The 25,456-nt window shown below is 68.5% G+C and carries 23 protein-coding genes, 1 tRNA gene and 1 pseudogene; 11 read left to right on the top strand and 14 right to left on the bottom strand.

Annotated elements, in window-relative coordinates; translation table 11 throughout:
- Nucleotides 1-21 precede the first annotated feature (21 nt).
- Entirely contained in the window at nt 22-894 is an 873-nt protein-coding gene (locus AC0LPE_RS13680; protein ID WP_172414964.1) for a universal stress protein, read from the bottom strand.
- 238 nt (nt 895-1,132) lie between these two features.
- Here AC0LPE_RS13680 and AC0LPE_RS13675 point away from each other — a divergent pair, with 238 nt between their 5' ends.
- The gene (locus AC0LPE_RS13675) at nt 1,133-1,672 is read left to right on the top strand and encodes a flavodoxin domain-containing protein (protein WP_088898391.1); all 540 of its coding nucleotides are present in this window, start codon (nt 1,133-1,135) and stop codon (nt 1,670-1,672) included.
- Nucleotides 1,673-1,871: 199 nt separating this feature from the next.
- On the opposite strand, the gene AC0LPE_RS13670 is transcribed toward AC0LPE_RS13675, so the two are convergent.
- The gene (locus tag AC0LPE_RS13670) at nt 1,872-2,444 is read right to left on the bottom strand and encodes a hypothetical protein (RefSeq protein WP_159418102.1); all 573 of its coding nucleotides are present in this window, start codon (nt 2,442-2,444) and stop codon (nt 1,872-1,874) included.
- A gap of 185 nt (nt 2,445-2,629) precedes the next feature.
- Here AC0LPE_RS13670 and AC0LPE_RS13665 point away from each other — a divergent pair, with 185 nt between their 5' ends.
- Nucleotides 2,630-3,544: a hypothetical protein gene (locus AC0LPE_RS13665; RefSeq protein ID WP_490604671.1), complete on the top strand. Its 915-nt coding sequence runs from the start codon at nt 2,630-2,632 to the stop codon at nt 3,542-3,544.
- A gap of 12 nt (nt 3,545-3,556) precedes the next feature.
- On the opposite strand, the gene lexA is transcribed toward AC0LPE_RS13665, so the two are convergent.
- The 3 genes from lexA to AC0LPE_RS13650 all read right to left on the bottom strand — a co-directional run bounded on the left by lexA (nt 3,557) and on the right by AC0LPE_RS13650 (nt 4,923).
- On the bottom strand, nt 3,557-4,219 hold the full coding sequence (gene lexA / locus AC0LPE_RS13660) for a transcriptional repressor LexA (RefSeq protein ID WP_490604670.1): 663 nt from the start codon (nt 4,217-4,219) through the stop codon (nt 3,557-3,559).
- Nucleotides 4,220-4,233: 14 nt separating this feature from the next.
- Entirely contained in the window at nt 4,234-4,767 is a 534-nt protein-coding gene (locus AC0LPE_RS13655; protein WP_088898388.1) for a hypothetical protein, read from the bottom strand.
- Between the two features lie 79 nt (nt 4,768-4,846).
- A tRNA-Leu gene (locus AC0LPE_RS13650) sits at nt 4,847-4,923 on the bottom strand.
- 107 nt (nt 4,924-5,030) lie between these two features.
- Here AC0LPE_RS13650 and AC0LPE_RS13645 point away from each other — a divergent pair.
- Together AC0LPE_RS13645 and AC0LPE_RS13640 are read left to right on the top strand one after the other, a co-directional pair.
- Nucleotides 5,031-5,645, top strand: a complete 615-nt coding sequence (locus AC0LPE_RS13645; RefSeq protein ID WP_016691452.1) for an ANTAR domain-containing response regulator — start codon at nt 5,031-5,033, stop codon at nt 5,643-5,645.
- 186 nt (nt 5,646-5,831) lie between these two features.
- Nucleotides 5,832-7,163, top strand: a complete 1,332-nt coding sequence (locus AC0LPE_RS13640; protein ID WP_016691451.1) for an ABC transporter substrate-binding protein — start codon at nt 5,832-5,834, stop codon at nt 7,161-7,163.
- A 40-nt stretch (nt 7,164-7,203) separates the two neighbouring features.
- On the opposite strand, the gene AC0LPE_RS13635 is transcribed toward AC0LPE_RS13640, so the two are convergent.
- The 4 genes from AC0LPE_RS13635 to AC0LPE_RS13620 are packed head-to-tail and all read right to left on the bottom strand — an operon-like array spanning nt 7,204 to nt 11,454.
- On the bottom strand, nt 7,204-8,040 hold the full coding sequence (locus tag AC0LPE_RS13635) for an ABC transporter ATP-binding protein (RefSeq protein WP_160876871.1): 837 nt from the start codon (nt 8,038-8,040) through the stop codon (nt 7,204-7,206).
- A complete protein-coding gene (locus AC0LPE_RS13630; protein WP_490604669.1) occupies nt 8,037-9,098 on the bottom strand; it encodes an ABC transporter ATP-binding protein in 1,062 nt (353 codons plus the stop codon). Before AC0LPE_RS13630 ends, AC0LPE_RS13635 begins: the two co-directional genes overlap by 4 nt.
- Complete coding sequence (locus tag AC0LPE_RS13625; protein WP_120283063.1) at nt 9,091-10,080, bottom strand: branched-chain amino acid ABC transporter permease; 990 nt, start codon at nt 10,078-10,080, stop codon at nt 9,091-9,093. Before AC0LPE_RS13625 ends, AC0LPE_RS13630 begins: the two co-directional genes overlap by 8 nt.
- A 3-nt stretch (nt 10,081-10,083) precedes the next feature.
- Nucleotides 10,084-11,454 carry a branched-chain amino acid ABC transporter permease gene (locus AC0LPE_RS13620; RefSeq protein WP_490604668.1) on the bottom strand — a complete coding sequence of 457 codons (1,371 nt, stop codon included), beginning with the start codon at nt 11,452-11,454 and terminating at the stop codon, nt 10,084-10,086.
- Between the two features lie 255 nt (nt 11,455-11,709).
- Here AC0LPE_RS13620 and polA point away from each other — a divergent pair, with 255 nt between their 5' ends.
- On the top strand, nt 11,710-14,433 hold the full coding sequence (gene polA / locus AC0LPE_RS13615) for a DNA polymerase I (RefSeq protein ID WP_088898383.1): 2,724 nt from the start codon (nt 11,710-11,712) through the stop codon (nt 14,431-14,433).
- Nucleotides 14,434-14,527: 94 nt separating this feature from the next.
- Here polA and trxA read toward each other — a convergent pair whose 3' ends face one another.
- The 3 genes from trxA to AC0LPE_RS13600 all read right to left on the bottom strand — a co-directional run bounded on the left by trxA (nt 14,528) and on the right by AC0LPE_RS13600 (nt 16,845).
- The gene (trxA, locus tag AC0LPE_RS13610; RefSeq protein ID WP_016691445.1) at nt 14,528-14,899 is read right to left on the bottom strand and encodes a thioredoxin; all 372 of its coding nucleotides are present in this window, start codon (nt 14,897-14,899) and stop codon (nt 14,528-14,530) included.
- A gap of 163 nt (nt 14,900-15,062) precedes the next feature.
- Entirely contained in the window at nt 15,063-16,094 is a 1,032-nt protein-coding gene (locus AC0LPE_RS13605; RefSeq protein ID WP_490604667.1) for a GlxA family transcriptional regulator, read from the bottom strand.
- 232 nt (nt 16,095-16,326) lie between these two features.
- Entirely contained in the window at nt 16,327-16,845 is a 519-nt protein-coding gene (locus AC0LPE_RS13600) for a 2'-5' RNA ligase family protein (protein ID WP_160876879.1), read from the bottom strand.
- A 19-nt stretch (nt 16,846-16,864) separates the two neighbouring features.
- Between AC0LPE_RS13600 and AC0LPE_RS13595 the strand changes: the two genes are divergently transcribed.
- The 4 genes and pseudogenes from AC0LPE_RS13595 (at nt 16,865) to AC0LPE_RS13580 (ending at nt 20,698) form a co-directional block, all read left to right on the top strand.
- Complete coding sequence (locus tag AC0LPE_RS13595) at nt 16,865-17,950, top strand: isocitrate/isopropylmalate dehydrogenase family protein (RefSeq protein ID WP_490604666.1); 1,086 nt, start codon at nt 16,865-16,867, stop codon at nt 17,948-17,950.
- Nucleotides 17,951-18,058: 108 nt separating this feature from the next.
- Nucleotides 18,059-18,931: an ABC transporter substrate-binding protein gene (locus tag AC0LPE_RS13590; RefSeq protein ID WP_229568343.1), complete on the top strand. Its 873-nt coding sequence runs from the start codon at nt 18,059-18,061 to the stop codon at nt 18,929-18,931.
- Between the two features lie 11 nt (nt 18,932-18,942).
- Nucleotides 18,943-19,928: pseudogene (locus AC0LPE_RS13585) on the top strand (amino acid ABC transporter permease).
- On the top strand, nt 19,925-20,698 hold the full coding sequence (locus AC0LPE_RS13580; RefSeq protein ID WP_160876885.1) for an amino acid ABC transporter ATP-binding protein: 774 nt from the start codon (nt 19,925-19,927) through the stop codon (nt 20,696-20,698). The pseudogene AC0LPE_RS13585 and the gene AC0LPE_RS13580 overlap by 4 nt, the downstream one beginning before the upstream one ends.
- 7 nt (nt 20,699-20,705) lie before the next feature.
- Here the strand turns inward: AC0LPE_RS13580 and AC0LPE_RS13575 are convergent, their stop codons facing one another.
- The gene (locus tag AC0LPE_RS13575) at nt 20,706-21,614 is read right to left on the bottom strand and encodes a class I SAM-dependent methyltransferase (protein ID WP_202400262.1); all 909 of its coding nucleotides are present in this window, start codon (nt 21,612-21,614) and stop codon (nt 20,706-20,708) included.
- Nucleotides 21,615-21,833: 219 nt separating this feature from the next.
- Here AC0LPE_RS13575 and rpsA point away from each other — a divergent pair, with 219 nt between their 5' ends.
- On the top strand, nt 21,834-23,294 hold the full coding sequence (gene rpsA / locus AC0LPE_RS13570) for a 30S ribosomal protein S1 (RefSeq protein WP_016691436.1): 1,461 nt from the start codon (nt 21,834-21,836) through the stop codon (nt 23,292-23,294).
- Nucleotides 23,295-23,481: 187 nt separating this feature from the next.
- On the opposite strand, the gene AC0LPE_RS13565 is transcribed toward rpsA, so the two are convergent.
- Nucleotides 23,482-23,694: a hypothetical protein gene (locus AC0LPE_RS13565; RefSeq protein WP_016934979.1), complete on the bottom strand. Its 213-nt coding sequence runs from the start codon at nt 23,692-23,694 to the stop codon at nt 23,482-23,484.
- A 290-nt stretch (nt 23,695-23,984) separates the two neighbouring features.
- On the opposite strand from AC0LPE_RS13565, the gene AC0LPE_RS13560 reads away from it, so the two are divergent.
- Entirely contained in the window at nt 23,985-25,442 is a 1,458-nt protein-coding gene (locus AC0LPE_RS13560) for an MFS transporter (RefSeq protein WP_145691078.1), read from the top strand.
- Nucleotides 25,443-25,456: the final 14 nt, after the last annotated feature.

Here is a 25,456-nt window from a genome sequence, read left to right as displayed (position 1 = left end):
GCGCCGACTGTAGGTCGCGCACTACGGGACGACCATCACGGGGCAGGTCACCGTGTGCAGCAGCGCCCATGTGGTGGATCCCAGCATCAGGCTCGGAAACCCGCCTCGACCGCGACGGCCGAGAACGAGCAACTGCGCATCGGCAGCGTGCGACGCAAGATAGTGGGAGGGCTGGTCCAGCACCACCACCGGGTACACCCGCACATCCGGGAACGCCTCGCCGTGCCCGGCGAGACTCTCCGACAACAACGCCCGCTCCTTGTTCTCCACGCTGTCCCAGTCGATCCGGAATCGGAACGGGCCGCGCACATCGAGGTCCGACCACGCGTGGACGGCCACCACGTCGGTGCCGCGCAGCGAAGCCTCCTCGAACGCCGCGGACACCGCGCGCACACTGTGCTCCGAACCGTCGACGCCGACGACCACAGGACCGGAGATGTCGTTGACGTCGACGTGCGGCAGTTTGCGGACCACCACGGCAGGGGCGTGCGTGTGCGTCACCACCGCTCGGCTGACCGAACCGAATCGCTCCCAGCCGAACCGGTTGTCTCCGGCTCCGACCACCACCATCGACGCCGACTTCGACCGGTCCACCAGTTCGAGCGACGGGGAACCGGTGCACAGGTGGGTCTCGATGTCCAGCTCACCATCGGGCGCCGCGCGGCGCGCGTATTCGGCGGCGTCGAGGAGCATGTCGCGTCCCTCGGACTCCTCCTGCTCGAAGAATCCTGCGGGCATGCCGATCGGGACACCGAAGGTGTTGCGGACCGACACTATGGTGACCAACGACAACGGGAGCCGGCGACGTTCCGCTTCGCGAGCTGCCCAGCCCACGGCCTGCAGGGACGCTCTCGATCCGTCCACTCCGGCGACGATGGGGTGGTGTGCTGTCATCACGATCACCTCGGTGCCTGTCCGAGCTGCGGGCACGGCCGTTTCGGGACACTGCTGTTTCCGGGATCCTGCCGTTTCGGGACCCTGCCAGTACACGCTCGGACCGGTCGGTCGCACAAGAGTCGACGGTCCCGACCTGCCCGCAGGAAGTGACCGAAGACTCTCGTGTGCCGCGCACGCCGCTCCTCACACTGGAGACTGCACCCGGCGCCGTCACCCACTGCCGAAAGGCTCCGCCATGTCCGTCCTGATCGGCTACGCGACCGCCCGAGGGTCGACGCGGGGAATCGCCGAACGCATCGCTGCGGGACTGGAAAGCCGCGGTGCCGTGGAACTCCGCGCGCTCGGCGATATCGCGTCGGTGCGAACGTACGAGGCGCTGGTCGTCGGAAGTGCGATCCACAACGGCCAGTGGCTCCCCGAGGCTTCCGATGCGATCCATCGGCTATGCGCCGAGCCGGTAGGACGACCGGTGTGGGCGTTCTCCGTCTCGTCGGTCGGAGCGACCAGCACGATCCTCTCGCCCCGGGTGGCCGCATATCTGCGGCGGGTCACCCCGGAACCTCGGGCGGTGCAGAACCTCCGTTCGGTCGCCGACGTGCGTGATCACCGTTTCTTCGCCGGTGTCATCGCTTCGGGCGACTGGGCCGGAATCGGGCGGATCGTCTTCCGGCTGATGGGCGGACACTACGGCGATGCCCGGGACTGGGTCGACGTCGACGCGTGGACGGAACGGATCCGGGAAGGTCTCGTCGAAACACCGCGTGATCAGGGTTGATCGCGTGCGTCCGAGTCCGGAGGGTCCCCTCGGGATCGGTGATGAAACCGGCGGCGCGTTGGACGACGAAGAACCACCCCAGGACGAATGCGCCAATCGCGGCGGTTCGATGTGTTTTTTCGGCGTCGATCGAGCACTGCCGGGTGTCGATCGAGTACTGCCGGGTGTCGATCGAGTACTCCCTCGGCCGATCGAGCGATCATCGGAGGCCGAAGGACGGTCTCTCCTCGTGCCGTCGCGCGACGATGTCGTCGAACGCGTCGATCAGCCCCTCGGGATACCAGCGGGGATTCGTGTCGGCGGTGGTGGCGACTAGCAGCAACTGGTGCTCGCGTGCGTCCGCGGCGACCCGGGCGAGCCGGGTGCGCCCCTCGTCGTCGAGCGCTGCGACGGTCGCGGCGAGATCGGCGACGAGCAGCACGCGCGGGGGTCCGACGACCGGGGAGTCGAGTTCGGCGACCACGCCGGTGATCTGTTCGGCGGTGGTGGCCCAACAGCACGGCCCCGTGGGGAGCGAGGCGGATCCGCCGAGCCAGCGATGCCGACGATGCGGATCGACGACCACCAGGTCGTGGGTGCCGCCGGTCAGGGTCGTCATCGCGATCAGGTCGAGCGACACGCTGGGCGACGAGCGGCGCTCGTCGCGTCGGATCAACAGGTGTCGGCCGGCGGACAGATCCCACGAGACGGGCGTGCCGTCGTTGTCGCGCCCGAACGGGATCGTCGTCCGGCACGCGACGGCCCGGCCGCTCGGTCCGCGAGCTGGACGCACCGGGACGGAAGATCGGCACGGTCGACGAGTGGGCGGAGTGGCGGGCATCGACATGGTGGATCCGTTTCGTGTCGCTGGGTCCGGAGCGATCCCCGGACGGCCGAACTGTAGTGGCGAGCACCGACAGGAACGGTCGGGTGCAGGTCGCGGCCGTTACGCGCGTCCGGTTCGGGGTAACCGTCCGCATGCGCCCGATTGCGACAGCCCTCGCCGTAGCCACCCTCACCGCCCTCGGCGGTCACATCGCCTCCGCAGCACCCGCGCCGATCGTGGACGACACCGGCGCGATCGCTGCTCCGAGCAGTACCCAGATCTCGTTCGCGCACACCCCGACCGGTGTGCGCGCCGGCACCGCGAACGAACACGAGTCCCGTGCCGGTGTGCCGATCGTCAAGATGTATCTGGCCGAGTACGTCCTCACCTACGGCGACCCCGCGGACCACGCCGACGCGACCGAGATGATCCGGTCGTCGAACGATGCGATCGCCGACCGCCTGCACGCGAAATACCCGCAGGCGATCTCGTCGACCGCGGCGGAGTTCGGGCTCACCGACACCTACGTGCCCGGCTACTGGGGTGTCGGCACCACGTCGACGCACGACATGGTCACCTATCTCGAGGCGAAGAAGCGCACCGATCCCGGTTCGCCGGTGCTCGCTGCGATGGCCAGGGCCTACGACACCGCGGCCGACGGATATCCGCAGAACTACGGGACGGCGCTGATCGCCGGTGTCATCGGGACGAAGTGGGGATGGAGCGACGACCGCTCGTTCCACGCCTCCGCCTCGTTCGGTCCCGATTTCTCCGTCGCGGCGTCGACCTACGGATCGGCAGGGCAGCTCTCCGAACACGTCCTCGGCGCGTTCACCGAAGGGGTGCCGCCCGGACCGGAGACCGGTCCTTTTCGGCCCGGACCGGAGACCGGTCCTTTTCGGCCCGGACCGGAGACCGGTCCTCTTCGGCCCGGACCGGAGACCGGCCCGCTCCTGCAGGACTGCCCGCCGCTGGGTTGGCTCGCCGGCGATCCGCTGCTCGGGCCGCCCGCGCAGGATCTCCTCGACGGACTACCGCCGGTCGTCACCGATCCGATCTGCCGCTGATCTCGGCAGGGATCAGATGCGGCGCATGACGGACACGACGGTGCCCAGCACCACCGCCTCGTCGCCGTCGAGGACGGGATAGGCGGAATTCCGGGGTTCGAGGTAGACGTGACCGTCTCGGCGCCGGTACACCTTGACCGTCGCCTCGCCGTCGATCATCGCCGCGACGATCTGACCGGAGTGGGCCTCGTGCTGGCGCCGCACCACCACGGTGTCGCCGTCGCAGATCGCCGCGTCGACCATCGAGTCACCGCGCACGCGCAGTGCGAAGACGGTGCCGGAGCCGACCAGATCGCGGGGGAGCGTGAGCATGTCGTCGGTGTGCTCCTCGGCGAGAATCGGTGCGCCCGCGGCGATGTCGCCCACGACCGGCACGGTCACGGTGTCGTCGGACGCCCGTTCACCACCGGAGGCGCCGAGGAAGGGGCGCACGTCGAGCTGTCGGGCCACACCGGTGCCGCGGCGGAGGAAACCCTTGTCCTCGAGGCTCTTCAGATGCTTCGAGACCGTCGACGTCGACCGCAGACCCACCGATTCGGCGATCTGCCGGGTGCTCGGCGACGACCCCTCCGCGACGATCCAGTCGCGGATCGCGGCCAGGATCTGCTGCTGGCGCAGCGGCAGGGACGCGGGGTCGAGGCCCCCGAACATGTCGAACTCGTCGTAACCGGTCACCCGGAGAATCGTAGCTACGCGGTCTCCGCCAGGTCCGGGGGAGTGCCGGTGGAGGAACTCTGCCCGTTCTGCAGCTGCTCCATGGCCCGTCGCTCCCGCAACGCCCGGATGAGCTGCCGCTCCTGCAACTCCGCCGGATCGGCGGACAGACCGGGTATCGAGAACCCGACCACGGCGCCGGCCAGCAGCGCGAGCGCCATCCGGGCCGAGTCGTCCTCCCGGATGCCCAGGACGAGTTCGAGGAAGACGAGCGCTCCGACGGCGACGAGTACCACTGCGATCAGTGCCAGGATCCTGCGGATCCGGGGTTTCGGGCGCGATCCCGGCGCCAACGGCATCGACTGGGCCGCGAGCTGCCACAGCCGGGCGTCGACGCTCTCCCGCAGGGGACGCTTCCGGAATTCGTCGCCGAGTCCGTTGTAGATGGCCAGATCGGCTGCGATCCGGGTCCGGAGGTTTCGGCGGGACAGCTCGCGTGACAGGCGCACGACGGCCCACGACACCACCCCGGTGACGAGTGCAACGACGACAGGAACCCAGATGCTCACGCCGGAACATTACGACAGCGGAGCGGGAATCGGCGGGATGCGGAACGCGTGCTCCGACCGTGTGGCGTGAGCCGAAAAGTGGTGCCCCCGGTGAGACTCGAACTCACACTGGACGGGTTTTGAATCCGTTTCCTCTGCCAATTGGGATACGGGGGCGTTGCGGACACCACTGTAGAGGATCGGGCGAAGCGGGCGCGCACCGGTACCCTTCTTACGTTCCACCCTGCACCGGGGACCGCCAGTACCGAGGGGAAGGCCCGACCATGACCTCCGCGCCGCACGACAGCACACCAACTCCTCGTCGGGTCGTCGTAGCGGAAGACGAGGCCCTGATCAGGCTCGATCTCGTCGAGATGCTGCGCGAGGAGGGCTACGAAGTGGTCGGCGAGGCCGGCGACGGGCAGCGTGCCGTCGAACTCGCCGAGGAGCTCCGGCCCGACCTGGTGATCATGGACGTCAAGATGCCGCGCCGCGACGGCATCGACGCCGCCTCCGAGATCGCGCAGCGTCGTATCGCCCCTGTGGTTATTCTCACAGCCTTCAGTCAGCGCGAACTCGTCGAACGCGCCCGCGATGCAGGTGCCATGGCCTATCTCGTCAAGCCGTTCTCGAAGAGCGATCTCGTGCCCGCCATCGAGGTGGCCGTCAGCCGCTTCTCCGAGCTGCGCGAGCTCGAACGCGAGGTGCAGGGGCTCAACGAGCGCTTCGAGACCCGAAAGCTCGTCGACCGGGCCAAGGGACTGCTCATGGAGAAGCACGCCATGACCGAACCGGAGGCGTTCCGCTGGATCCAGCGCGCCGCCATGGACCGCCGCACCACCATGAAACAGGTCGCGGTGGTCGTCCTCGAGACCCTCGGAGACGACACCTCCGGCTAGGCGCGCGAACCGGTTTCGCGTGCTCACGGCGTCCCGTCGCGTTACCGCCACATCAAATCTCCGCCCTGCAGATAACGGTCGTATCACAAGGATTTCGGCCCGGTTCGCGGGGTGCTTCGGACCGCTATGTTTCGACCACATCCGGAATCCGCCGGATGTGGTGTCAGGCGTTCGAAGGAGAGTTGAATGGCAAGACGGACTCTGGTCCGCGCCGTAGCGGTACTCGGTGCTGCGACGCTCGCCCTCGCCGGGTGTGGTTCGGACAGCGACGATTCGGCATCCGGTACGTCGGCCGGTGACGAGGGGTCGGCGGCTGCGACGACCGTCGAGACCGACTGCGAACCACAGCAGGCCACAGCAGGGGCGACTCCCGCCACGGGACCGCTGAAGATCGGCACGATTCTCCCCGAGACCGGCAGTCTCGCTTTCCTCGGACCGCCGGAGGTCGCTGCCGTCCGGCTCGCCGTCGACGACATCAACGCCGCGGGCGGCGTTCTCGACCAGCCGGTCGAACTGTTCCCGGGCGATTCCGGGGACACGACGACCGACACCGCGAACACCACCGTCGATCGGCATCTCGCCAACGGCACCCAGGTGATCGTCGGTGCCGCCTCGTCGTCGGTCTCGCTCAAGGTGATCGACAAGATCGTCAGTGCCGGTGTGGTGCAGTTCTCGCCGGCGAACACCTCCGACCAGTTCGTCTGCTACGCCGACCGCGGGTTGTACTTCCGCACCGCCCCGACCGACGTGCTCCAGGCGCAGGCCCTTGCGCAGCTGATCGCCGAGGACGGGGCGCAGCGCGTGTCGATCCTGGCGCTGAACGACCCGTACGGCACCGGTCTCGCCGAGAACACCGTGAACAACCTCGTCGACGCCGGTATCCCGGAGGACCAGATCCAGAAGATCATCTACGACCCCAACGCGCAGTCGTTCAACGCGGAGGTCGACCAGGTGGCCAACTTCGCACCGGATGCCGTGGCGCTCATCGGCTTCGAGGAGTCGGCGAAGATCATCACCCGCATGCACGAGGTGGGCATCGGCCCGTCCGACGGCATGGCGGTCTTCGGCGTCGACGGCAACATGGGGAACGCGCTGGGCGAGAACGTCGCCGAAGGGCTGCTCGACGGCATGGCCGGCACCACGCCGCTGACCGACACCGGCGAGGAGTTCCAGCAGCGACTGCTCGGCGTCGACCCGGGCCTGATCGACTTCAACTACGCCGGTGAGTCCTACGACGCCGTGATCGTCTCGGCGCTGGCGGCGGAACAGGCAGGGTCGACCGCCGGGGTGGACATCGCCGCGAACATCAACTCGGTGACCCGTGACGGGGAGAAGTGCACCAGCTACCAGCAGTGCCTCGACCTTCTCCGCGCGGATCAGGACATCGACTACGACGGTGCCACCGGCGAACTCACCTTCGTGGACGCGGGCGAACCCGGCGTGGGCTCGTACGGCCGACTCGTGTTCGGCCCCGACAACACCCTGACCACCGAGGACTACATCGTGGTGGGGGAGTGACCCGCAGGTCGTGAGCGAAGGGGTGATCGCCGGTGGGCGGTCACCCCTTCCGCTTCTCCCGGCTGCCGGCGAGGGTACCGAGATACAGTTCCACGACCTTCGGGTCGTGCATGAGATTGCTGCCGGTGTCGGTGTACGCGTTGCGGCCCTGGTCGAGGACGTATCCGCGATCGCAGATCTGCAGGCAGCGACGAGCATTCTGCTCGACCATGATGATCGACACCCCCGCCGCGTTGATCTTCTTGCAGCGGATGAAGACCTCGTCCTGGAACATCGGCGACAGTCCCGCGGACGGCTCGTCGAGGAGCAGCACCGACGGCTCCATCATCAGTGCGCGGCCCATCGCGACCATCTGCCGCTCCCCACCGGAGAGCGCCCCCGCCTTGACCTTCCGGCGCTCGGCCAGTAAGGGGAACAACGACGCCACCCGCTCGAACTGCTTCTCGAAGTCCTTCGGGCGCAGATAGATTCCCATCTCGAGGTTCTCCTCGATGGTCAGTGAGGGGAACACGTTCTGCGTCTGCGGCACGTAGCCGATACCCTTGCGCACCAGGATGTGCGCGGGCGCCGAGGTGATCGCGTCCCCGCCGAGCGTGACGGTACCGCTGCGGATGGGGATGAGGCCGAACAGCGCCTTGAGCAGGGTCGACTTGCCGGCTCCGTTCGGGCCGATGATGCCCACGATCTCACCGTCGCGCAGGTAGAAATTGCAGCCGCGCAGGATGTCGACGCCGGGGAAGTAACCGGCCACGAGATCGTCGGCGCGCAGGAGGGCGCCGGTCGCGAGGCGGGCATGTTCTTCCGGGGTCGCGGCACGTTCCGCCGGCGTCGTCCCCGTGGTCGTCGTGGTGGACGCGGGAGGGATGTTGTCGCTCACGGCTTCTCCAGTCTCGTGGCCGTCGCGTCCGTGGACGTGGCAGTGCGATCGGACGGATCGCCTCCGGCTTCGGGGTCGGACAGATCACCGCCGGCCTCGAGGGTCTGTGCCTCCGCGTCCGCGAGGGCGTCGGCGAGTTCGGCGGTCGCGCCCACGGGATTGCCCTCGTCGTCGAACTCGAGTGCCTGGTCGTGGTGACTGCCGAGATAGGCGTCGACCACGGCCGGATCGGACGACAGGGCGTCCGGCGGTGCCTCCGCGATCACCGAACCCTGCGCCATCACCACGACCCAGTCGGAGATGTCGCGGATGACGTCCATGTCGTGCTCGACGAATACCACGGTCGTCCCGTCGTCGCGCAGGGTCTTGATGTGTCCCAGCAGATTCTGCGTGAGCGCCGGATTGACGCCGGCCATCGGCTCGTCGAGCATGACGACGGTCGGTTCGGTCATCAGCGCACGGGCCATCTCGAGCAGTTTGCGTTGACCGCCGGACAGTGAACCGGCGAAGTCGTCGGCCTTCGCGGCCAGACCGAAACGGTCGAGCAGTTCGTATGCGCGCGCGGTGATCTCGCGTTCCTGACGGCGCCACGTCCACGGTAGCAGTGCACCGGCCATGCGCTCGCCGGTCTGGTGCCGGGCGCCGAGGCGGACGTTGTCGAGGACCGTCATCTTCGACAGCGCCTTGGTGAGCTGGAAGGTGCGCACGATCCCGCGCCGCGCCACCTGATGGGGATGGAGCCGGCCGAGCGGGACGCCGTCCATCGCCCAGGTGCCGGTGTCGGGCCGGTCGAAGCCCGTGAGGAGATTGAAGAGGGTGGTCTTGCCGGCGCCGTTCGGGCCGATCAGGCCGGTGATGCACGAGCGCTGGATCTCGAGGTGGGCCACGTCCACGGCCTTGAGCCCTCCGAATGTGCGGCACAGATCGTCGACGACGAGGATCGGGTCGGGTTTGGCGGCGCCGGGGGCGCGGTCGACGCCGGCGAACAGTGCGGCGCGTTCGTCCGCGCCGAGGACCGTGCGCGGTGGTGTCGGGTCGGGTCGGATCGTGTCAGGCATCGAGTTGCACCTTCCGCTTGCTTCCCAGGATGCCTTGTGGCCTGAAGACCATCATCACCGCGATGAGGATGCCGAGCAGCACGTACCGCATCGCGCCGACCTGCTGTTCGGTGAGGGGGAGCAGCGGGTCGGGTCCGGCGATCGCCTGGCGGAGGAAGGCGTCCGGGAGGGTGAGCAGGAACCAGAACACCATGGCGCCGAGCACCGGTCCGAAGACCGTTCCCGCACCCCCGAGGATCAGTGCGCCGAACGCGAAGAAGGTCTGCGCGGTCGAGTAGAAGTCGGGGTTGATCGACTTGGTCTGCAGGGCGTTGAAGATGCCGCCGAGACCGCCGATCATGCCGCCGAGCACCAGGGCCTGCATCTTGTAGGCGAAGACGTTCTTGCCGAGCGCGCGGGCGGCGTCCTCGTCCTCGCGCACCGCCTCGAGGACCCGCCCCCACGGGCTGTGGGAGAGGAGGTAGACCAGTCCGCACAGCAACAGCACGAGCGTCCAGCCGACGACCATCGCCCACAGGTCGTCGCCGTAGAACCGCATGCCGAGCAGGTTGTACTGGCGACTCGAATCGAACGGGCTCAGCGAGGTGAACGGGTCGGCGAATCCCCACAGGCCGCGGGTGGATCCGGTCACCGAGTCGGACGCGGTCGAGCGGAACACCAGCCGCAGGATCTCCGCCGCGGCGATCGTCGCGATGGCGAGATAGTCGGCCCGCAACCGCAGGGTGGGGATGCCGAGGACGAGCGCGAGCAGACCTGCCAGTGCGAGGCCGACGAGGATGCCCACCCACAACGGCTGGTCGTAGGTGACGGTCATGATGCCCACTCCGTAACCGCCCAGCAGCGCGAACCCGATCTGGCCGAAGTTCAGCAGACCGGCGTAGCCGTAGTGCAGGTTCAGGCCGATCGCGAGCAGCGCGTAGAAGATCGCCGACGGGCCTATGAGCTGGGCGAAGGAAACCTGGAGTACCGCAACGATATCCATGGGTCACCCGATCCTTGTCCGACTGCCGAGGATGCCCTGGGGGCGGATGACCAGGATGACGATGAGGACGAGCAGACCGCCGATGTACTTCAGGTCCGGATTGATGACGAGGGTGGACAGCTGGACCAGCAGACCCACCACGACGCAGCCGACCAGCGCGCCGTAGGCGGTGCCGAGGCCGCCGAGGATGATGCCGGCGAACATCAACAGGAGCAGCTTGAATCCCATCTCCCACTGCACGCGTCCACCGAGCTCCGACAGGCCGAACAGCACGCCACCGAGCGCGGCGAGCCCACCCCCGAGCCCCCATACGAACCGGATGACGTGTTCGACGTCGATCCCCGACGACGCCGCGAGGTCGCGGTTGTCGGCCACGGCGCGCATCGCCTTCCCGATCCGGGTGCGCTGCAGCAGCAGGGCGACGCCGACGAGCACCACCAGGCTGATCACGATGCACGCGAGGTTGACCGGGGTGATCGCGACCGGCCCCCACACCAGTTGCTGCTGTGCCTGGTAGTCGTCGAACGGCTGGGTGCGGTCGGAATAGAAGGCCAGGATGAGATAGCGCAACGAGATCGCGAGGCCGATCGACACCACCAGCTGGGCGATCAGGCCCGTGTGGCGGCGCCGGAGCGGAGCCCAGATGAGTGCGTTGTTGAGCAGGCCGATGACGACGCCGACGATCACCGCCAGGATCGTGGCCGGTATCAGCTGGACACCGAGGGTGACATTGAAGATCCACGCCGCGACCGCCCCGAGGGTGACCAGCTCGCCGTGGGCGAAGTTCGTCAGGCCGGTCGTGCCGAAGATCAGACTGAGGCCCACTCCGGCGATCGCGATGACCAAACCGAAACGCAGACCGTCGACGATGGTGCGCACCAGCGTCTCGCCCCACGCCACCGTCGACCCGGTGCGCGCCTCCCCGAACGAGAAGATCACCGTGTTCGCCCGTCCCGGCGCCACGTCGCGGGTCACCGAGGTCTGGACGGTGACGTCGTCGGGCAGGCTCTCGGTGTCGACCTCGAAGACGTAGGTGCCCGGCGGAACGGTGAGTTCCCAGCGCCCGCCGTCGGCCGATTCGGTTTCCGCGACCACCTCGCCGCCCTCGGTGGTCGCACGGACGACGACACCGTCGAGTCGTTCCCCGGCATTGTTGAGCGTTCCGCGGACGGTCACCCCTTCCGCGGACTCCTCGTCGGGTGCGGCCGGTGCCGTGTTCGCGGGCGGTGAGGGTGGGTCCGGTGGATCCTGGGCGGAGGAGAGGCCGGCGCCGACGAGGACGAACAGGACACTCGCGAGCGTGACGAGTGCGGCGCGGACCGATCGGTGGAGGGTCGAGGTCGGTCGTCGCCGACATCCCGAGGTAGGGGCCACGCAGGTCCTCCCGGTTGGTGCGCTGTCATCGAGCGCGGCACTGCGCCCGGGGCGTCATCGCGAACCGCGACGACGCCGGACTACGGTGTCGTGACAGGGGACTATAGCGGCTGGATCGCACGTCCACGGGAAAAATTGGATCACCCGGACGTTTCGGTCTCGTTTCTTCGGACAACGAGTGTTCGCACATGCCGGAGAGGCACCGGTCGGGCGGTGCGGCCGACGCTGTCGTCCTCGGTCCCTAGACTGGCACGCGTGACCCGTGCATCCACTTCCGCGACGTCCACCGCGGCCTCCGACGACCGCCCGACCCTGCTGCTCCTCGACGGCCATTCCCTCGCGTTCCGCGCGTTCTACGCGCTGCCCGCCGAGAACTTCAAGACCCACAGCGGGCAGACCACGAACGCGGTCTACGGGTTCACCTCCATGCTCATCAACCTGCTGCGCGACGAGCAGCCCACGCACGTCGCGGCGGCATTCGACGTCAGCCGCAAGACCTTCCGCGCCGAACTGTTCGCCGCCTACAAGGCCCAGCGCAGCGCCGCACCCGACGACTTCAAGGGTCAGATCGACCTCACCAAGGACGTCCTCGGCGCGATGGGGATCCCGGTGATGGCGATCGAGGGCTACGAGGCCGACGACATCATCGCCACGCTCGCGACACAGGCGCACGCCCAGGGCTTCCGGGTGCTCGTGGTGACGGGCGACCGCGACGCGCTCCAACTCGTCAACGGCGACATCACGGTGCTGTATCCGCGGCGCGGCGTCTCCGACCTGACGCGCTTCACCCCCGAGGCGGTGGAGGAGAAGTACGGGCTCACCCCCGCGCAGTATCCGGACTTCGCGGCGCTGCGCGGCGACCCGAGCGACAACCTGCCCGGCATCCCCGGCGTCGGCGAGAAGACCGCCGCGAAATGGATCCGCGAGTACGGAAGCCTGAGCGGACTCGTCGACCGCGTCGACGAGGTGCGCGGCAAGACCGGCGACGCGCTGCGCGAGAACCTGTCCAACGTGCTGCTCAACCGCCAGCTCACCGAGATGGTGCGCGACGTGGCCGTGCCGTACACCCCCGAACAGCTCGCCCTCGCCCCGTGGGACCGCGACCGTATCCACCGCCTGTTCGACGATCTCGAGTTCAAGGTGCTGCGCGACCGGTTGTTCGAGACGCTCTCGTCGGCCGAGCCCGAGGCCGAGGAGGGCTTCGAGGTGCGCGGCGGGATCGTCGAGCCGGGTGCCCTCGGCGACTGGCTCGCCGAACACGCCCCGGCGGGTCGACGTCACGGTCTCGCCGTGGTGGGCACCGGCACCCCCTACGGAGGCGACGCGACCGCGATCGCCGTCGCCGGGGCCGACGGTGAGGGCGCCTATGTGAGCACGGTGGCGCTCACGCCCGAGGACGAGAACGCCCTCGCCGCGTGGCTCGCGAACCCCGCCGTGGAGAAGGCCGTGCACGAGGCGAAGTTCGCCATCCACGCGCTGCGCGGGCGCGGCTGGACGCTCGCCGGCATCACCAGCGACACCGCGCTCGCCGCCTATCTGGTGCGGCCCGGCCAGCGCTCGTTCAAGCTCGACGACCTGTCGCTGCGCTACCTCAAGCGTGAGTTGCGGGTGGAAGACACCGGTGCGCAACAACTCTCGTTGCTCGACGACGAGGACGCCGCCGACGCGCAGGCGGCCGAGGCGCAGATCCTCGCGGCGCGCGCCGTCGTCGACCTCGCCGCGGCCCTCGACACCGAACTCGGCGAGATCGAGTCGGTGCGCCTGCTCACCGAAATGGAACTGCCGCTGCTCGAGGTCCTCGCCGATCTCGAGGCCACCGGCATCGCCGTCGACTCGACGCACCTGCACGACCTGCAGTCCGAATTCGCGGCCCAGGTCGCCGCCGCCGCGAACGCCGCCTACGAGGTGATCGGCAAGCAGATCAATCTCGGTTCGCCGAAGCAGCTGCAGGTGGTGCTCTTCGACGAGCTCGAGATGCCGAAGACGAAGAAGACCAAGACCGGCTACACCACCGACGCCGACGCCCTGCAGAACCTGTTCGACAAGACGGGCCACCCCTTCCTCGAACACCTCCTCGCGCACCGCGAGCACACCAAGATGAAGACCACCGTCGACGGGCTCATCAAGTCCATCGCCGACGACGGTCGCATCCACACCACCTTCAACCAGACCGTCGCGGCGACGGGCCGGCTCTCGTCGACCGAGCCGAATCTGCAGAACATCCCGGTGCGGACCGAGGCCGGTCGCCGGATCCGCGACGGTTTCGTGGTGGGCGACGGTTTCGACGTGCTGCTCACCGCCGACTACAGCCAGATCGAGATGCGCATCATGGCGCACCTGTCGGCCGACGAGGGGCTCATCGAGGCCTTCCGTACGGGTGAGGACCTGCACACCTTCGTGGCGTCGCGGGCGTTCGGGCTGCCGCTCGAGGAGGTCACCCCCGAGCTGCGTCGCCGCGTCAAGGCGATGTCCTACGGTCTCGCCTACGGATTGAGCGCCTACGGACTCGCCCAGCAGCTGAAGATCTCCACCGACGAGGCCCGCGAGCAGATGGAGGCCTACTTCACCCGCTTCGGCGGCGTGCGCGACTACCTCTACAACGTGGTCGAGGAGGCCCGCAAAGTCGGCTACACGTCCACCCTCTACGGCCGCCGCCGGTACCTGCCCGACCTCAACAGCGACAACCGGCAGCGCCGGGAGATCGCCGAGCGCGCTGCGCTCAACGCCCCCATCCAGGGCACGGCCGCCGACATCATCAAGGTCGCGATGATCGACGTGCAGAAGGCCCTGAACGAGGCCGGACTACGGTCGCGGATGCTGCTGCAGGTGCACGACGAACTCGTGCTCGAAGTGGTCGAGGCCGAGCGCGAACAGGTCGAGGCGCTCGTGCGCGACAAGATGGACTCCGTCATCGAGCTGTCGGTGCCGCTCGAGGTCTCGGTCGGTTACGGCCGCAGCTGGGACGCCGCAGCGCACTGAGTCGCAGGCACACCGGCGGCAAGTACACGGAGCTGTACAGACGACGGCGCCCGCCCCCGGAACACCGGGGACGGGTGCCGTCGACGCGAGTGGGTCAGCCCTGCTCGGCGCGAGCCTCCGCGATCTGCTTGCGTACATCGTCCATGTCGAGGTTCTTGACCTGCGAGACGAGATCCTCGAGAGCGGCGGGCGGAAGAGCGCCGGCCTGGTTGTAGACGAGGATTCCTTCGCGGAACGCCATGATCGTGGGGATCGAGCGGATGTTCGCCGCCGCCGCGATGGCCTGCTCGGCCTCGGTGTCGACCTTCGCGTGCACGACGTCGGGGTGCTTGTCCGACGATGCTTCGAAGGTGGGGGCGAACTGCTTGCAGGGACCGCACCAGTCGGCCCAGAAGTCCACGAGCACGATGTCGTTGCTCGTGACGACCTCGTCGAAGTCCTGCTGGGTGAGAGCCTTGGTTGCCACGGAAATCCTTTCGGTCGGGCGTGTCGACGGGTCCAACATCCGGCCGCCGTTGTTTCTTCCCGTTCGTTCCCTCCGCCACGCGGCGTGACGGGGTTCCTTCCGCCACGCTACGTGACGCGCCCGCTCCGGGGGTGCCGTCGGGACGTGTCGATCGAGGGATACGTCACACGCCGGCCGGTTCGTGGCGTCCCACGCCGACCGGGTCGACGGACCGCCGGAAGGTCCGTCGGTAGGCCTGCGGCGTGGTCTGCCGCAGGCGCAGGAAATGCTGGCGCAGCACCGCCGCGGTACCGAAACCGACGCGGTCGGCCACCACGTCGATCGGGAGGTCGGTCTCCTCGAGCAGGCGCTGCGCGGCCAGAACCCGCTGGTCGCGGAGCCAGCGCGCGGGCGTGACCCCGACCTCGGCGACGAAACGCCGCGCGAAGGTCCGCGCCGACATGTGCGCCTTCTGCGCCAGTGCGGCCACAGGGAGTTCCCGGTCGAGGTGCTCGCTCATCCAGTCGAGCAACGGTGCGAGCGACTCGTCCTTGCATTCGGGCAGCGGCATCGCGACGTACTGAGCCTGCCCACCGTCGCGGTGCGGTGGCACCACCATGCGCCGGGCGATCGTGTTGGCGACCTGGGCTCCCTGGGCGGAGCGGACGATGTGCAGGCACAGGTCGATGCCGGCCGCGGTGCCTGCGGCGGTGAGGACCGGATGGTCGTCGACGTAGAGCACGTCCCGGTCGACCTGCGCCGTCGGATACGTCCGGGCGAGACGGTCGGCGTGCATCCAGTGGGTCGTGCAGCGACGTCCGTCGAGCAACCCGGCCGCGCCGAGGATGAACGCCCCGGTGCACATGCTCGCCACCCGCGCGCCGCGGTCGACGGCGGCGCGCAGCTTCGCGAACAACGGTTCGAGGCGCTCGTCGTCGAGTGCGATGCCCTCGCTGTTCACTGCCGGCAGCAGGATCAGGTCGGCGTCGTCGAGGAGATCGAGCGTGTGCGGCACCTCGATGGTGTAGCCGAAGCGGGTGCGCACCGGATCGGAGGTCGCGGCGACGAGGTGGAAGTCGTAGGTGGGCAGGCCGTCGTCGGAGCGGTCGAACCCGAACACCTCGCACGCCACGCCGAGTTCGAAGGTCTCGACGTAGGGGAGGACGGGGACGACCACCTTCTCGAGCCGGCCGGCGGTTCCAGGTGTTCCGGACACGGCATCCAGTGTGACACCGCGGTGGCAGAAAATCGATGTTCTCCGACGGCTCTGCCACTGTCGGGCCGGTTCCCGGCGCGGCAGGCTCGAAGCATGATCCTGCTGGTCCTCCTACTTCTGGCGGTCTTCCTCCTCCTCGACGTGCTGGCCCTCACCGGACGCACACCCGACACCCATATGGAAGTGACGCAGTTCGGCGACTACCGCTTCTGAACCGCCCACCGCCCCCTGCTCAGGTGAGCAGCCACTCCCGCTTGGCCTCGCCGTCCCATCGCCGCACGCCCGCACTCGACCCGGTCAGTTGCCGCTCCGGGGTCTGCGCCGCCAGGACCGCCGCGCCGACGCGCGCGGCCGGTACCCGCCGCGCGAGGGTGACGTGCGGCGTCCACTCACCGGGCCGGATGTGCGCGGGGATCCCGGGGCAGTCCGAAAGCACCTCGAACACCCGCGCCTGGAGTTCGAGCAGTTCGATCGACGGCACGACCGTCCGGGCGAGCGTCGCGTACCGGCCACCGAAGATCACCACGCCACCGAGCCGGAGGGTGAGCCGCCGGACCGTGATGGCGGCCCGCACCGCGTCCTCGAGTTCGTCCGGTACGGCATGGGCGACGAACAGCGTCACGTGCGGACGGTTGGATTCGGAACGGACCCGTCCCTGACTGTGCAGACCGGCGTCGAGCAGCCGCGTCCACTCGTCGCGCACCGCCGCGTCGAGCGGGGCGTCGAGGAGGAGTTCCACCGACTGGACCACGGTAGGCAATGATGACCGGGTGACCGACGACACCGCAACGCTTCAGAGCCACCGCATCGGACTTCTCGAGGGGGACGGCATCGGTCCCGAGATCGTGCCGGCGACCCGCAGGATCGTCGACACCGCCGTCGCGGCAGCCGGGGTCGCAGTCGAGTGGGTGCCGCTGCCCGTCGGCGCCTCCGCGATCGAGACGCACGGCAGCCCTCTGCCGCAGGTCACCCTCGACACCCTCACCGAACTCGACGCGTGGATCCTCGGCCCGCACGACAGCGCCTCGTACCCACCGGAGTTCCGGGGGCAGCTCACACCCGGCGGACGGATCCGCAAGCACTTCGACCTGTACGCGAACATCCGGCCCGCGTGCGCACTGCCGGGAGCGGCGTCGGTGTCACCGAAGATGGATCTCGTCGTCGTCCGGGAGAACACCGAGGGTTTCTACGCCGACCGGAACATGGCCGTCGGCAGCGGCGAGTTCATGCCCACCCCCGACATCGCACTCGCGGTCGGAGTGATCACCCGCGCGGCCTGTGAACGCATCGCGCACACCGCCTTCGACCTCGCGTCCAGTCGCCGCAAGCGCGTGACCATCGTGCACAAGGCCAACGTGCTCGCCCGCACGACCGGCCTGTTCCGGGACGTGTGCCAGGAAGTGGGTCGTCTCTACCCGAGCGTCACCGTCGACGACCAGCACGTCGACGCGATGGCCGCGCTGCTCGTCCGCCGCGGCGCCGAGTTCGACGTAATCGTGACGGAGAACATGTTCGGCGACATCCTGTCCGATCTCGCCGCCGAACTGTCCGGCTCGCTCGGCACCGCGGCGTCGATCAACGCGTCACGCACCAAGGCCATGGCTCAGGCCGCGCACGGCGCCGCACCGGACATCGCCGGGCAGGGCCGCGCCAACCCGATCGCGCTGATCCTCTCCGCCGCCATGCTTCTCGACCGTGTCGGTGCGCGCGCGGACATCGAGTTCTCCGCGGCCGCCCGCGCCATCGAGGACGCGGTACGCACGACCGTCGCGGCGGGTGTCGCGACCGCCGATCTCGGTGGCACCGCGTCGACGGACGAGTTCACCGCCGCCGTCATCGCCCGCCTCGAGGCCTGAGCTTCGGGTTTGCATTCGCACCCCTCCCGGGTTGGATAGTGTTCGACTGTGAATCGAGCAGTGCACACCCGCCGCGCGACCTCGTGGGGGCGTCGTCGCGTCCGGACCCTGAGCAGGCTGGCGGCGGGAGCAGCGGTGCTCACCCTCGCGACCGGGTGCGTGGTGAACACCGAATCGACCGTCCCGCCCGGCGACCGCGTCACCGTCGACAAGGTCGACGCCATCGCGAGCCGGTTGCCGCCCGACATCGCCGACGGCGGCACCCTCGAGGTCGGAGTGAACGTCCCGTACGCCCCCAACGAGTTCAAGGACGACGACGGCACCATCGTCGGCTTCGGTGTCGAACTCGTCCAGGCCCTCGGAGACGTTCTCGGACTCGAGGCGGTGCTCAACGAAGCGGACTTCGACCGGATCATCCCGGCGGTCCAGGCGGGCACCTTCGAGATGGGTTCGTCGTCCTTCACCGACACGAAGGAACGCGAGGAATCGGTCGACTTCGTCACCTACTACAGCGCCGGGGTGCAGTGGGCGCAGCGCACCGGCGAATCCGTCGACCCCGACAACGCGTGCGGCCTGCGGGTGGCGGTGCAGACCACCACCATCGAGGACCTCGAGGAGGTCCCCGCCAAGAGCGAGGAGTGCGTCGCCCGCGGACTGCCGCCCATCGACAAGGTCAAGTACGACAGCCAGGACGAGGCCGCCAACGCCCTGATCCTCGGCCGGGTGGACGCACTGTCCGCCGACTCACCGGTCACGGCGTACGTCATCGCCCGCAGCGAGGGACGACTCGAACCGGCCGGTGAGGTCTTCGACGCCGCGCCCTACGGCTTCGTCGTCGCGAAGGGTTCGCCGTTCGGTCCCGTACTGCAGCAGGCGGTGCAGTACCTCATCGACTCCGGTGCATACGACGAGATCACCGCGCGCTGGGGCATGGAGGACGGCGCGATCACCACCTCGCAGATCAACGGCGCGACGAGCTGAGAAAGGGAACCATGAGCGAGTCCACGTCCGCGAGATCCGCGGAACCGCGACCGGACGAACCGGAGCCGATACGCGCAGTACCCCTGCGGCATCCCGGACGATGGATCTCCGGCGCGATCGTCCTGATCGCACTCGGGCTGTTCGCCTGGGGAGCAGCCACCAACGAGGCGTACCGCTGGGACATCTACGCCCAGTACCTGTTCGACGCCCGCATCACTGCAGCCGCCTGGAAGACCGTCCAGCTGACGGTGCTCGCCATGGCCATCGCCGTCGTTCTCGGCGTGGTGCTCGCCGTGATGCGTCTGTCCCCGAATCCCGTGCTGCGCTCCGTTGCATGGCTGTACCTGTGGGTCTTCCGCGGTACCCCGTGTACGTCCAGCTCGTGTTGTGGGGACTGTTCCCGTCGATCTACAAGCAGATCGACCTCGGGATCCCGTTCGTCCACCAGTTCGTCCACATCGACGTGCAGGGCCTGAACGCAGCGTTCCTGTTCGCCGTCATCGGTCTGGCACTCAACGAAGCGGCCTACATGGCGGAGATCGTGCGCGCCGGCATCACCTCCGTGCCCGAGGGGCAGCTCGAGGCGTCGACCGCGCTCGGCATGTCGTGGTCGCAGACCATCCGCCGCACCGTCCTGCCGCAGGCGATGCGGGTGATCATCCCGCCCACCGGCAACGAGCTGATCAGCATGCTCAAGACCACCTCGCTGGTCGCCGCCGTGCCCTACAGCCTCGAGCTGTACGGCCGGGCCCGCGACATCTCGGGTGCGAACTTCCAGCCGATCCCGCTGCTGCTCGTCGCTGCGACCTGGTACCTGGCGATCACCAGCCTGCTCATGATCGGCCAGTACTACCTCGAACGGCACTACTCGAAGGGCCTGAGCCGGCAGCTCACCGCCCGCCAGCTGCAGGCACTCGCCGACGCACAGAACGCACCGGTCACCGAGGCCGGCAAGCCGACGCCGAAGCCCGGCGCACCGGGGGAGGAAGGCATATGACGTCCGTCGACACGCCGATGGTGCGGGCCGACCGGGTCTGCAAGAGTTTCGGTGCCGTCAAGGTGCTCAAGGGCATCTCGCTCGAGGTCGGGCGCGGCCAGGTGACCTGTCTGATCGGCCCGTCCGGATCGGGCAAGTCGACCTTCCTGCGGTGCATCAATCACCTCGAACGCGTCGACGCCGGTCGCCTGTACGTCGACGGCGATCTCGTCGGCTACGCCGAGCGGGGTTCGAAGCTGTACGAACTGCACCCGCGGGCCGCCGCGAAGCAGCGCCGCGACATCGGCATGGTGTTCCAGCACTTCAACCTGTTCCCGCACCGCACCGTGCTCGAGAACGTCGTCGAGGCGCCGATCCTCGTGAAGAAGCTCAAGCGCGACGAGGCGGTCGACAAGGCCCGGGATCTGCTCGCGCGGGTGGGGCTGGCCGACAAGGTCGACGCCTATCCCGCGCAGCTGTCGGGCGGCCAGCAGCAGCGCGTCGCGATCGCCCGCGCACTCGCCATGGATCCCAAGCTCATGCTGTTCGACGAGCCCACCTCGGCCCTCGACCCCGAACTCGTCGGCGAGGTGCTCGCGGTGATGCGGGACCTCGCGGAGGGCGGCATGACGATGGTCGTCGTCACGCACGAGATGGGCTTCGCGCGGGAGGTCGCCGATCAGCTCGTGTTCATGGACGGCGGCGTGGTCGTCGAGGCCGGGGATCCCCGCGAGGTGCTGGCCGACCCGAAGGAGAGCCGGACCCGGGAGTTCCTGTCCCGCCTGTTGTGAATCGGGTTCAGGCGGGTTTGCGACTGCAGAAGATGGCGGTGCCCGGGAAGATCGAACCGCGCAGCGGGCTCCACTGCCCCCACTCGCGGTCGAGATGCTCGGGCCACTCGGGTTCGACGATGTCGTAGACCTCGAGGCCGGCGGCGACCAGTTCGCGCACCCGGTCGCCCACCGTGCGGTGGTGTTCGGCGTAGGTCGCCCGGCCCGTCGCGTCCACCTCCACGTAGGGCGTCCGGTCGAAGTACGGGAACATCGCGACCAGGCCTTGTTCGCCCGGGTCGTCGGGGAAGATCCACCGCATCGGGTGGTTCACGGAGAACACCCACCGTCCGCCGGGCCGCAGCACCCGCGCGACCTCGCGCATCACCCGGGCGGAATCGGCGACGAAGGGCACCGCGCCGAACGCCGAGCACACGATGTCGAAGCTTGCGTCGGCGAAGGGCAGGTTCTCGGCGCCGGCCTGCACGAGCGGAACCGTCGGGCCGGAGGCGGCCATCGCCGCGCGTCCGCGCTGCAGCATCCCCATGGAGATGTCCAGACCGACCGCGCGGGCGCCCTGTCCGGCGAGCCAGCGGGCGCACGGCGCCGAACCGCATCCGAGTTCGAGGACGTCGCGGCCGGCGACCGGGCCGAGCAACTGCACATCGCCCTCGTGCAGCCCTTCCGGGCACCACACGAACTCGCCGGCGGCCGAATCCACGCCGAGGAACTCGCCGTGCGTGCGGTGGTAGTCGTCGGTGTCGGCGTCCCACCACACCCGGTTCGCGCGTTCGCTCTCGAGAGAGCCGAGGCGGGTCCGGGTGGGGCGGGTCTCGCCGAGGATCGTCTCGGCGTCCGCGTGGCGCGCGGCCTCCTCGTCGGTTCCCTCCGGGGCGCCCGAAAGGTCTGGAAAAGGGGTGTTCGCGGAGCCCGACATGTGTGTGAGCCTATCGGGTGCGGGGGAGCGGTCCCGATATCGGTTTGCCCGGGTCCCCTCGAGACGCGTAGCCTGGTGATCGCGAGTGTCCGCAGTTCGGCTCCAGGGCCGAGCGAGGAACTCGCCGTGACTCGCACATCGCCGTATCGCAGTGGGTGTTTCACGTGCCCGACCGAATTTGACCAACCGACTATCAACCCGTCCGGAGCAACTCAACACATGGCCTCCACCACCGTCACCTCGCCGCAGGTAGCCGTCAACGACATCGGCTCCGCCGAGGATTTCCTCGCCGCCATCGACGCCACGATCAAGTACTTCAACGATGGCGACATCGTCGAGGGCACCATCGTCAAGGTCGATCGCGACGAGGTGCTGCTCGACATCGGTTACAAGACCGAAGGCGTCATCCCGTCCCGCGAGCTCTCCATCAAGCACGATGTCGACCCCAACGAGGTCGTGTCGGTGGGCGATGAGGTCGAGGCTCTTGTTCTCACCAAGGAGGACAAGGAAGGCCGTCTGATCCTGTCCAAGAAGCGTGCTCAGTACGAGCGCGCCTGGGGCACGATCGAGGAGCTCAAGGAGAAGGACGAGGCCGTCAAGGGCACCGTCATCGAGGTCGTCAAGGGCGGCCTGATCCTCGACATCGGCCTGCGTGGCTTCCTGCCCGCGTCGCTCGTCGAGATGCGTCGCGTCCGCGACCTCCAGCCGTACGTCGGCAAGGAGATCGAGGCCAAGATCATCGAGCTCGACAAGAACCGCAACAACGTGGTCCTGTCGCGCCGCGCATGGCTCGAGCAGACCCAGTCCGAGGTCCGCAGCGAGTTCCTGCACCAGCTCCAGAAGGGCCAGGTCCGCAAGGGCGTCGTGTCCTCCATCGTCAACTTCGGCGCCTTCGTCGATCTCGGCGGTGTCGACGGCCTCGTGCACGTCTCCGAGCTGTCCTGGAAGCACATCGACCACCCGTCCGAGGTCGTCGAGGTCGGCACCGAGGTCACCGTCGAGGTTCTCGACGTCGATCTCGACCGCGAGCGCGTCTCCCTGTCGCTCAAGGCGACGCAGGAAGATCCGTGGCGTCAGTTCGCCCGCACCCACGCGATCGGTCAGATCGTGCCGGGCAAGGTCACCAAGCTCGTTCCGTTCGGCGCGTTCGTCCGCGTCGAGGAGGGCATCGAGGGCCTCGTCCACATCTCCGAGCTGGCCGAGCGCCACGTCGAGGTCCCGGACCAGGTCGTTGCCGTCGGCGACGACGCGATGGTCAAGGTCATCGACATCGACCTCGAGCGTCGTCGTATCTCGCTGTCGCTGAAGCAGGCGAACGAGGACTACACCGCCGAGTTCGATCCGTCGAAGTACGGCATGGCCGACAGCTACGACGAGCAGGGCAACTACATCTTCCCCGAGGGCTTCGATCCCGAGACCAACGAATGGCTCGAGGGCTACGAGAAGCAGCGTGAGGAGTGGGAGTCCCGCTACGCGGAGGCCGAGCGTCGCCACAAGATGCACACCGCTCAGATCGAGAAGATGGCTGCCGACGAGGCTGCCGAGGCTGCGGCCGGCGTGTCCGGTGGCAACTACTCGTCCGAGTCGGGTGCCGAGGCGGCTCCGGAGACCGGCGGCGGATCGCTCGCGAGCGACGCCCAGCTCGCCGCTCTGCGCGAGAAGCTGTCGGGCAACGCCTGACACAGGGTTCCACGGACGGCCCCGCACCATTTCGGTGCGGGGCCGTCCGCGTTCTACAGGGGCTCGTTGCTCCGGCGCAACGGCTCCCGGGACCACGCCCGGGACCACGACGAGACCGGCCCCCTCCGCAACGGAGGGGGCCGGTCTTCGTATGTCGTCGGTGGCAGGTGCTCAGCTCACGGCGAGTTCACCCCACGGCGGGAGTGGCCCACTGCGCGGGCAGGGCCGTCGCCCGCTTGCGCATCGCGGCGTGGCTGTGGCGCGCGTTCGTCAGCAGCGCGGTGAACCAGTTCCGCCGGTGCTCGGCGAGGGCGGCAGCGACCTCGGGGATGAGGATGCAGTGAACACCGTTTTCCATGCCGAGGCGATGCCGACCTGTGGTTGAGGTGGAGGATCGCATGGCCTGCCTTCTCGAATGCTCGGGACGAGCCGGGACGGACGCTTCGCAACGACGATATCGGACACGACGTCGAATTCTCCGCATTTGCCCCAGGTAGGAGGGGGTGTGTCCGGTCCCGAGCGGCCTGCAACTGCCCCGTGACCCTGTCGTGATCGGTGTGTGATCCCCGGTCGTCCCGACGGGGAGATGTCGGTGACTGCCGAGCGGTCCAAGAAGTACACCCGGTTCGTCCCAAGCGACGCGATGCACCGTGTCCGAGGTCCACACACCTCGATACGGAAGGACGTTCCATGACCACACCGATCCCTGCGAGAAGCACCGCGACGAAGCGGATCACGCTGCTGGTGGTATGTGTGACGACGGCGATGCTCATGCTCGACATCGCCGTCGTCAACACCGCACTGCCGTCGATCGCCGTCGACCTCGACGCGGGCGTGAGTCCACTGCAGTGGGTGATCGACGCCTACACCCTCGCCCTGGCCACAGTCGTCCTCGGTGCCGGGTCGTGGGCCGATCGCCGCGGCCGCCGCCAAGTGTTCGTCGCCGGCCTCGTCTGGTTCACGGTCGCCTCGCTGCTGTGCGCCCTCGCCCCGACGATCTGGTTCCTCGATCTCGCCCGGGCCGTGCAGGGCATCGGTGGGGCGGTCCTGTTCGCCTGCTCGCTCGCCCTCCTCGCCGACGTCTTCGACCGGGGGCCGGCACGGGCGTCGGCCCTGGCCGCCTACGGCGCGACCATCGGCGGCGCCTTCGCGGTCGGCCCGCTCGTCGGAGGTCTGCTCACCGAACTGCTCGACTGGCGCGCGATCTTCTTCGTCAACGTGCCGATCGGCCTCGTGACCCTGCTCCTGTCCCTGCGCTGGGTGCCCGAATCGCGGGATCCCCGCCCGCGCGGCGCCGATGTGCCGGGGCAGTTCCTGGCCGCGGTGGGACTGGCGGCGCTCGTGTTCGCCGTGCTGCGCGGCCACGAGATCGGGTGGTCCGATGCTCAGCCGGTGCTCGCGTTCGTCGTTGCTGCCGGTGCCCTCGTCGCCTTCGTCGTGCACGAGATGCGCACCGCCGAACCGATGTTGCCGCCACATCTGCTCGCCAACCGGGCCTTCGCCGGAGCGCAGGTCGCGGCCTTCGCCATCTCGGCGTCGTTGTTCGCGGTGTTCGTCTACACCACCCTGTACCTGCAGAATGTCCTGCTGTTGTCGCCGGTGCAGGCGGGGTTGGTGTACCTGCCCGCGACCGTCGCCATGTTCGTCGTCGCCGGTACGACGGCGAAACTCGATCGTGTCGTCCCCGCGTGGGTCTCGTTGTCGTGCTCGCTGGCGCTCGTCGCCGTCGGGTTGCTCATGATGACGGTCGCCGAGGCGGACAGCTCGAAGTACGTCCTGCTGCCGGGACTCGTGGTGGCCTGCGCGGCCGCGGGTGTCTTCAACCCGGTGATGAGCGGGATCGTCCTCGGGGAGAGCACCGCGGATCATTCCGGTCTCGCGGCCGGTATCAACGACGCGTTCCGTCAGACCGGCATCGCCGTCGGCGTCGCGGTGCTCGGGGTGTTCCTGCCCGCCGAGTCGCTGCTGCCCGGCGGGTCACCGCAGGACTTCGTGGCCGGCCTGCAGGGGGCGCTCGTGGCGGCGGCGGTCGTCGCGGCCCTCGGAGCGGTGGTGTGTGTGGCCTGCCTGCGCACCCGGCGGCAGACTGTACCTGCGTTCGGGGACACCGAGGGCGACACGGTCGAATTCCCGGCCGTGACGGGATGAGAAGTCGCCGCGCA

The sequence above is a fragment of the Rhodococcus sp. S3 genome, from assembly GCF_058211795.1.
Note: the sequence above shows the minus strand (reverse complement) of the source record. Positions and strands in the feature narration are given on the sequence as shown.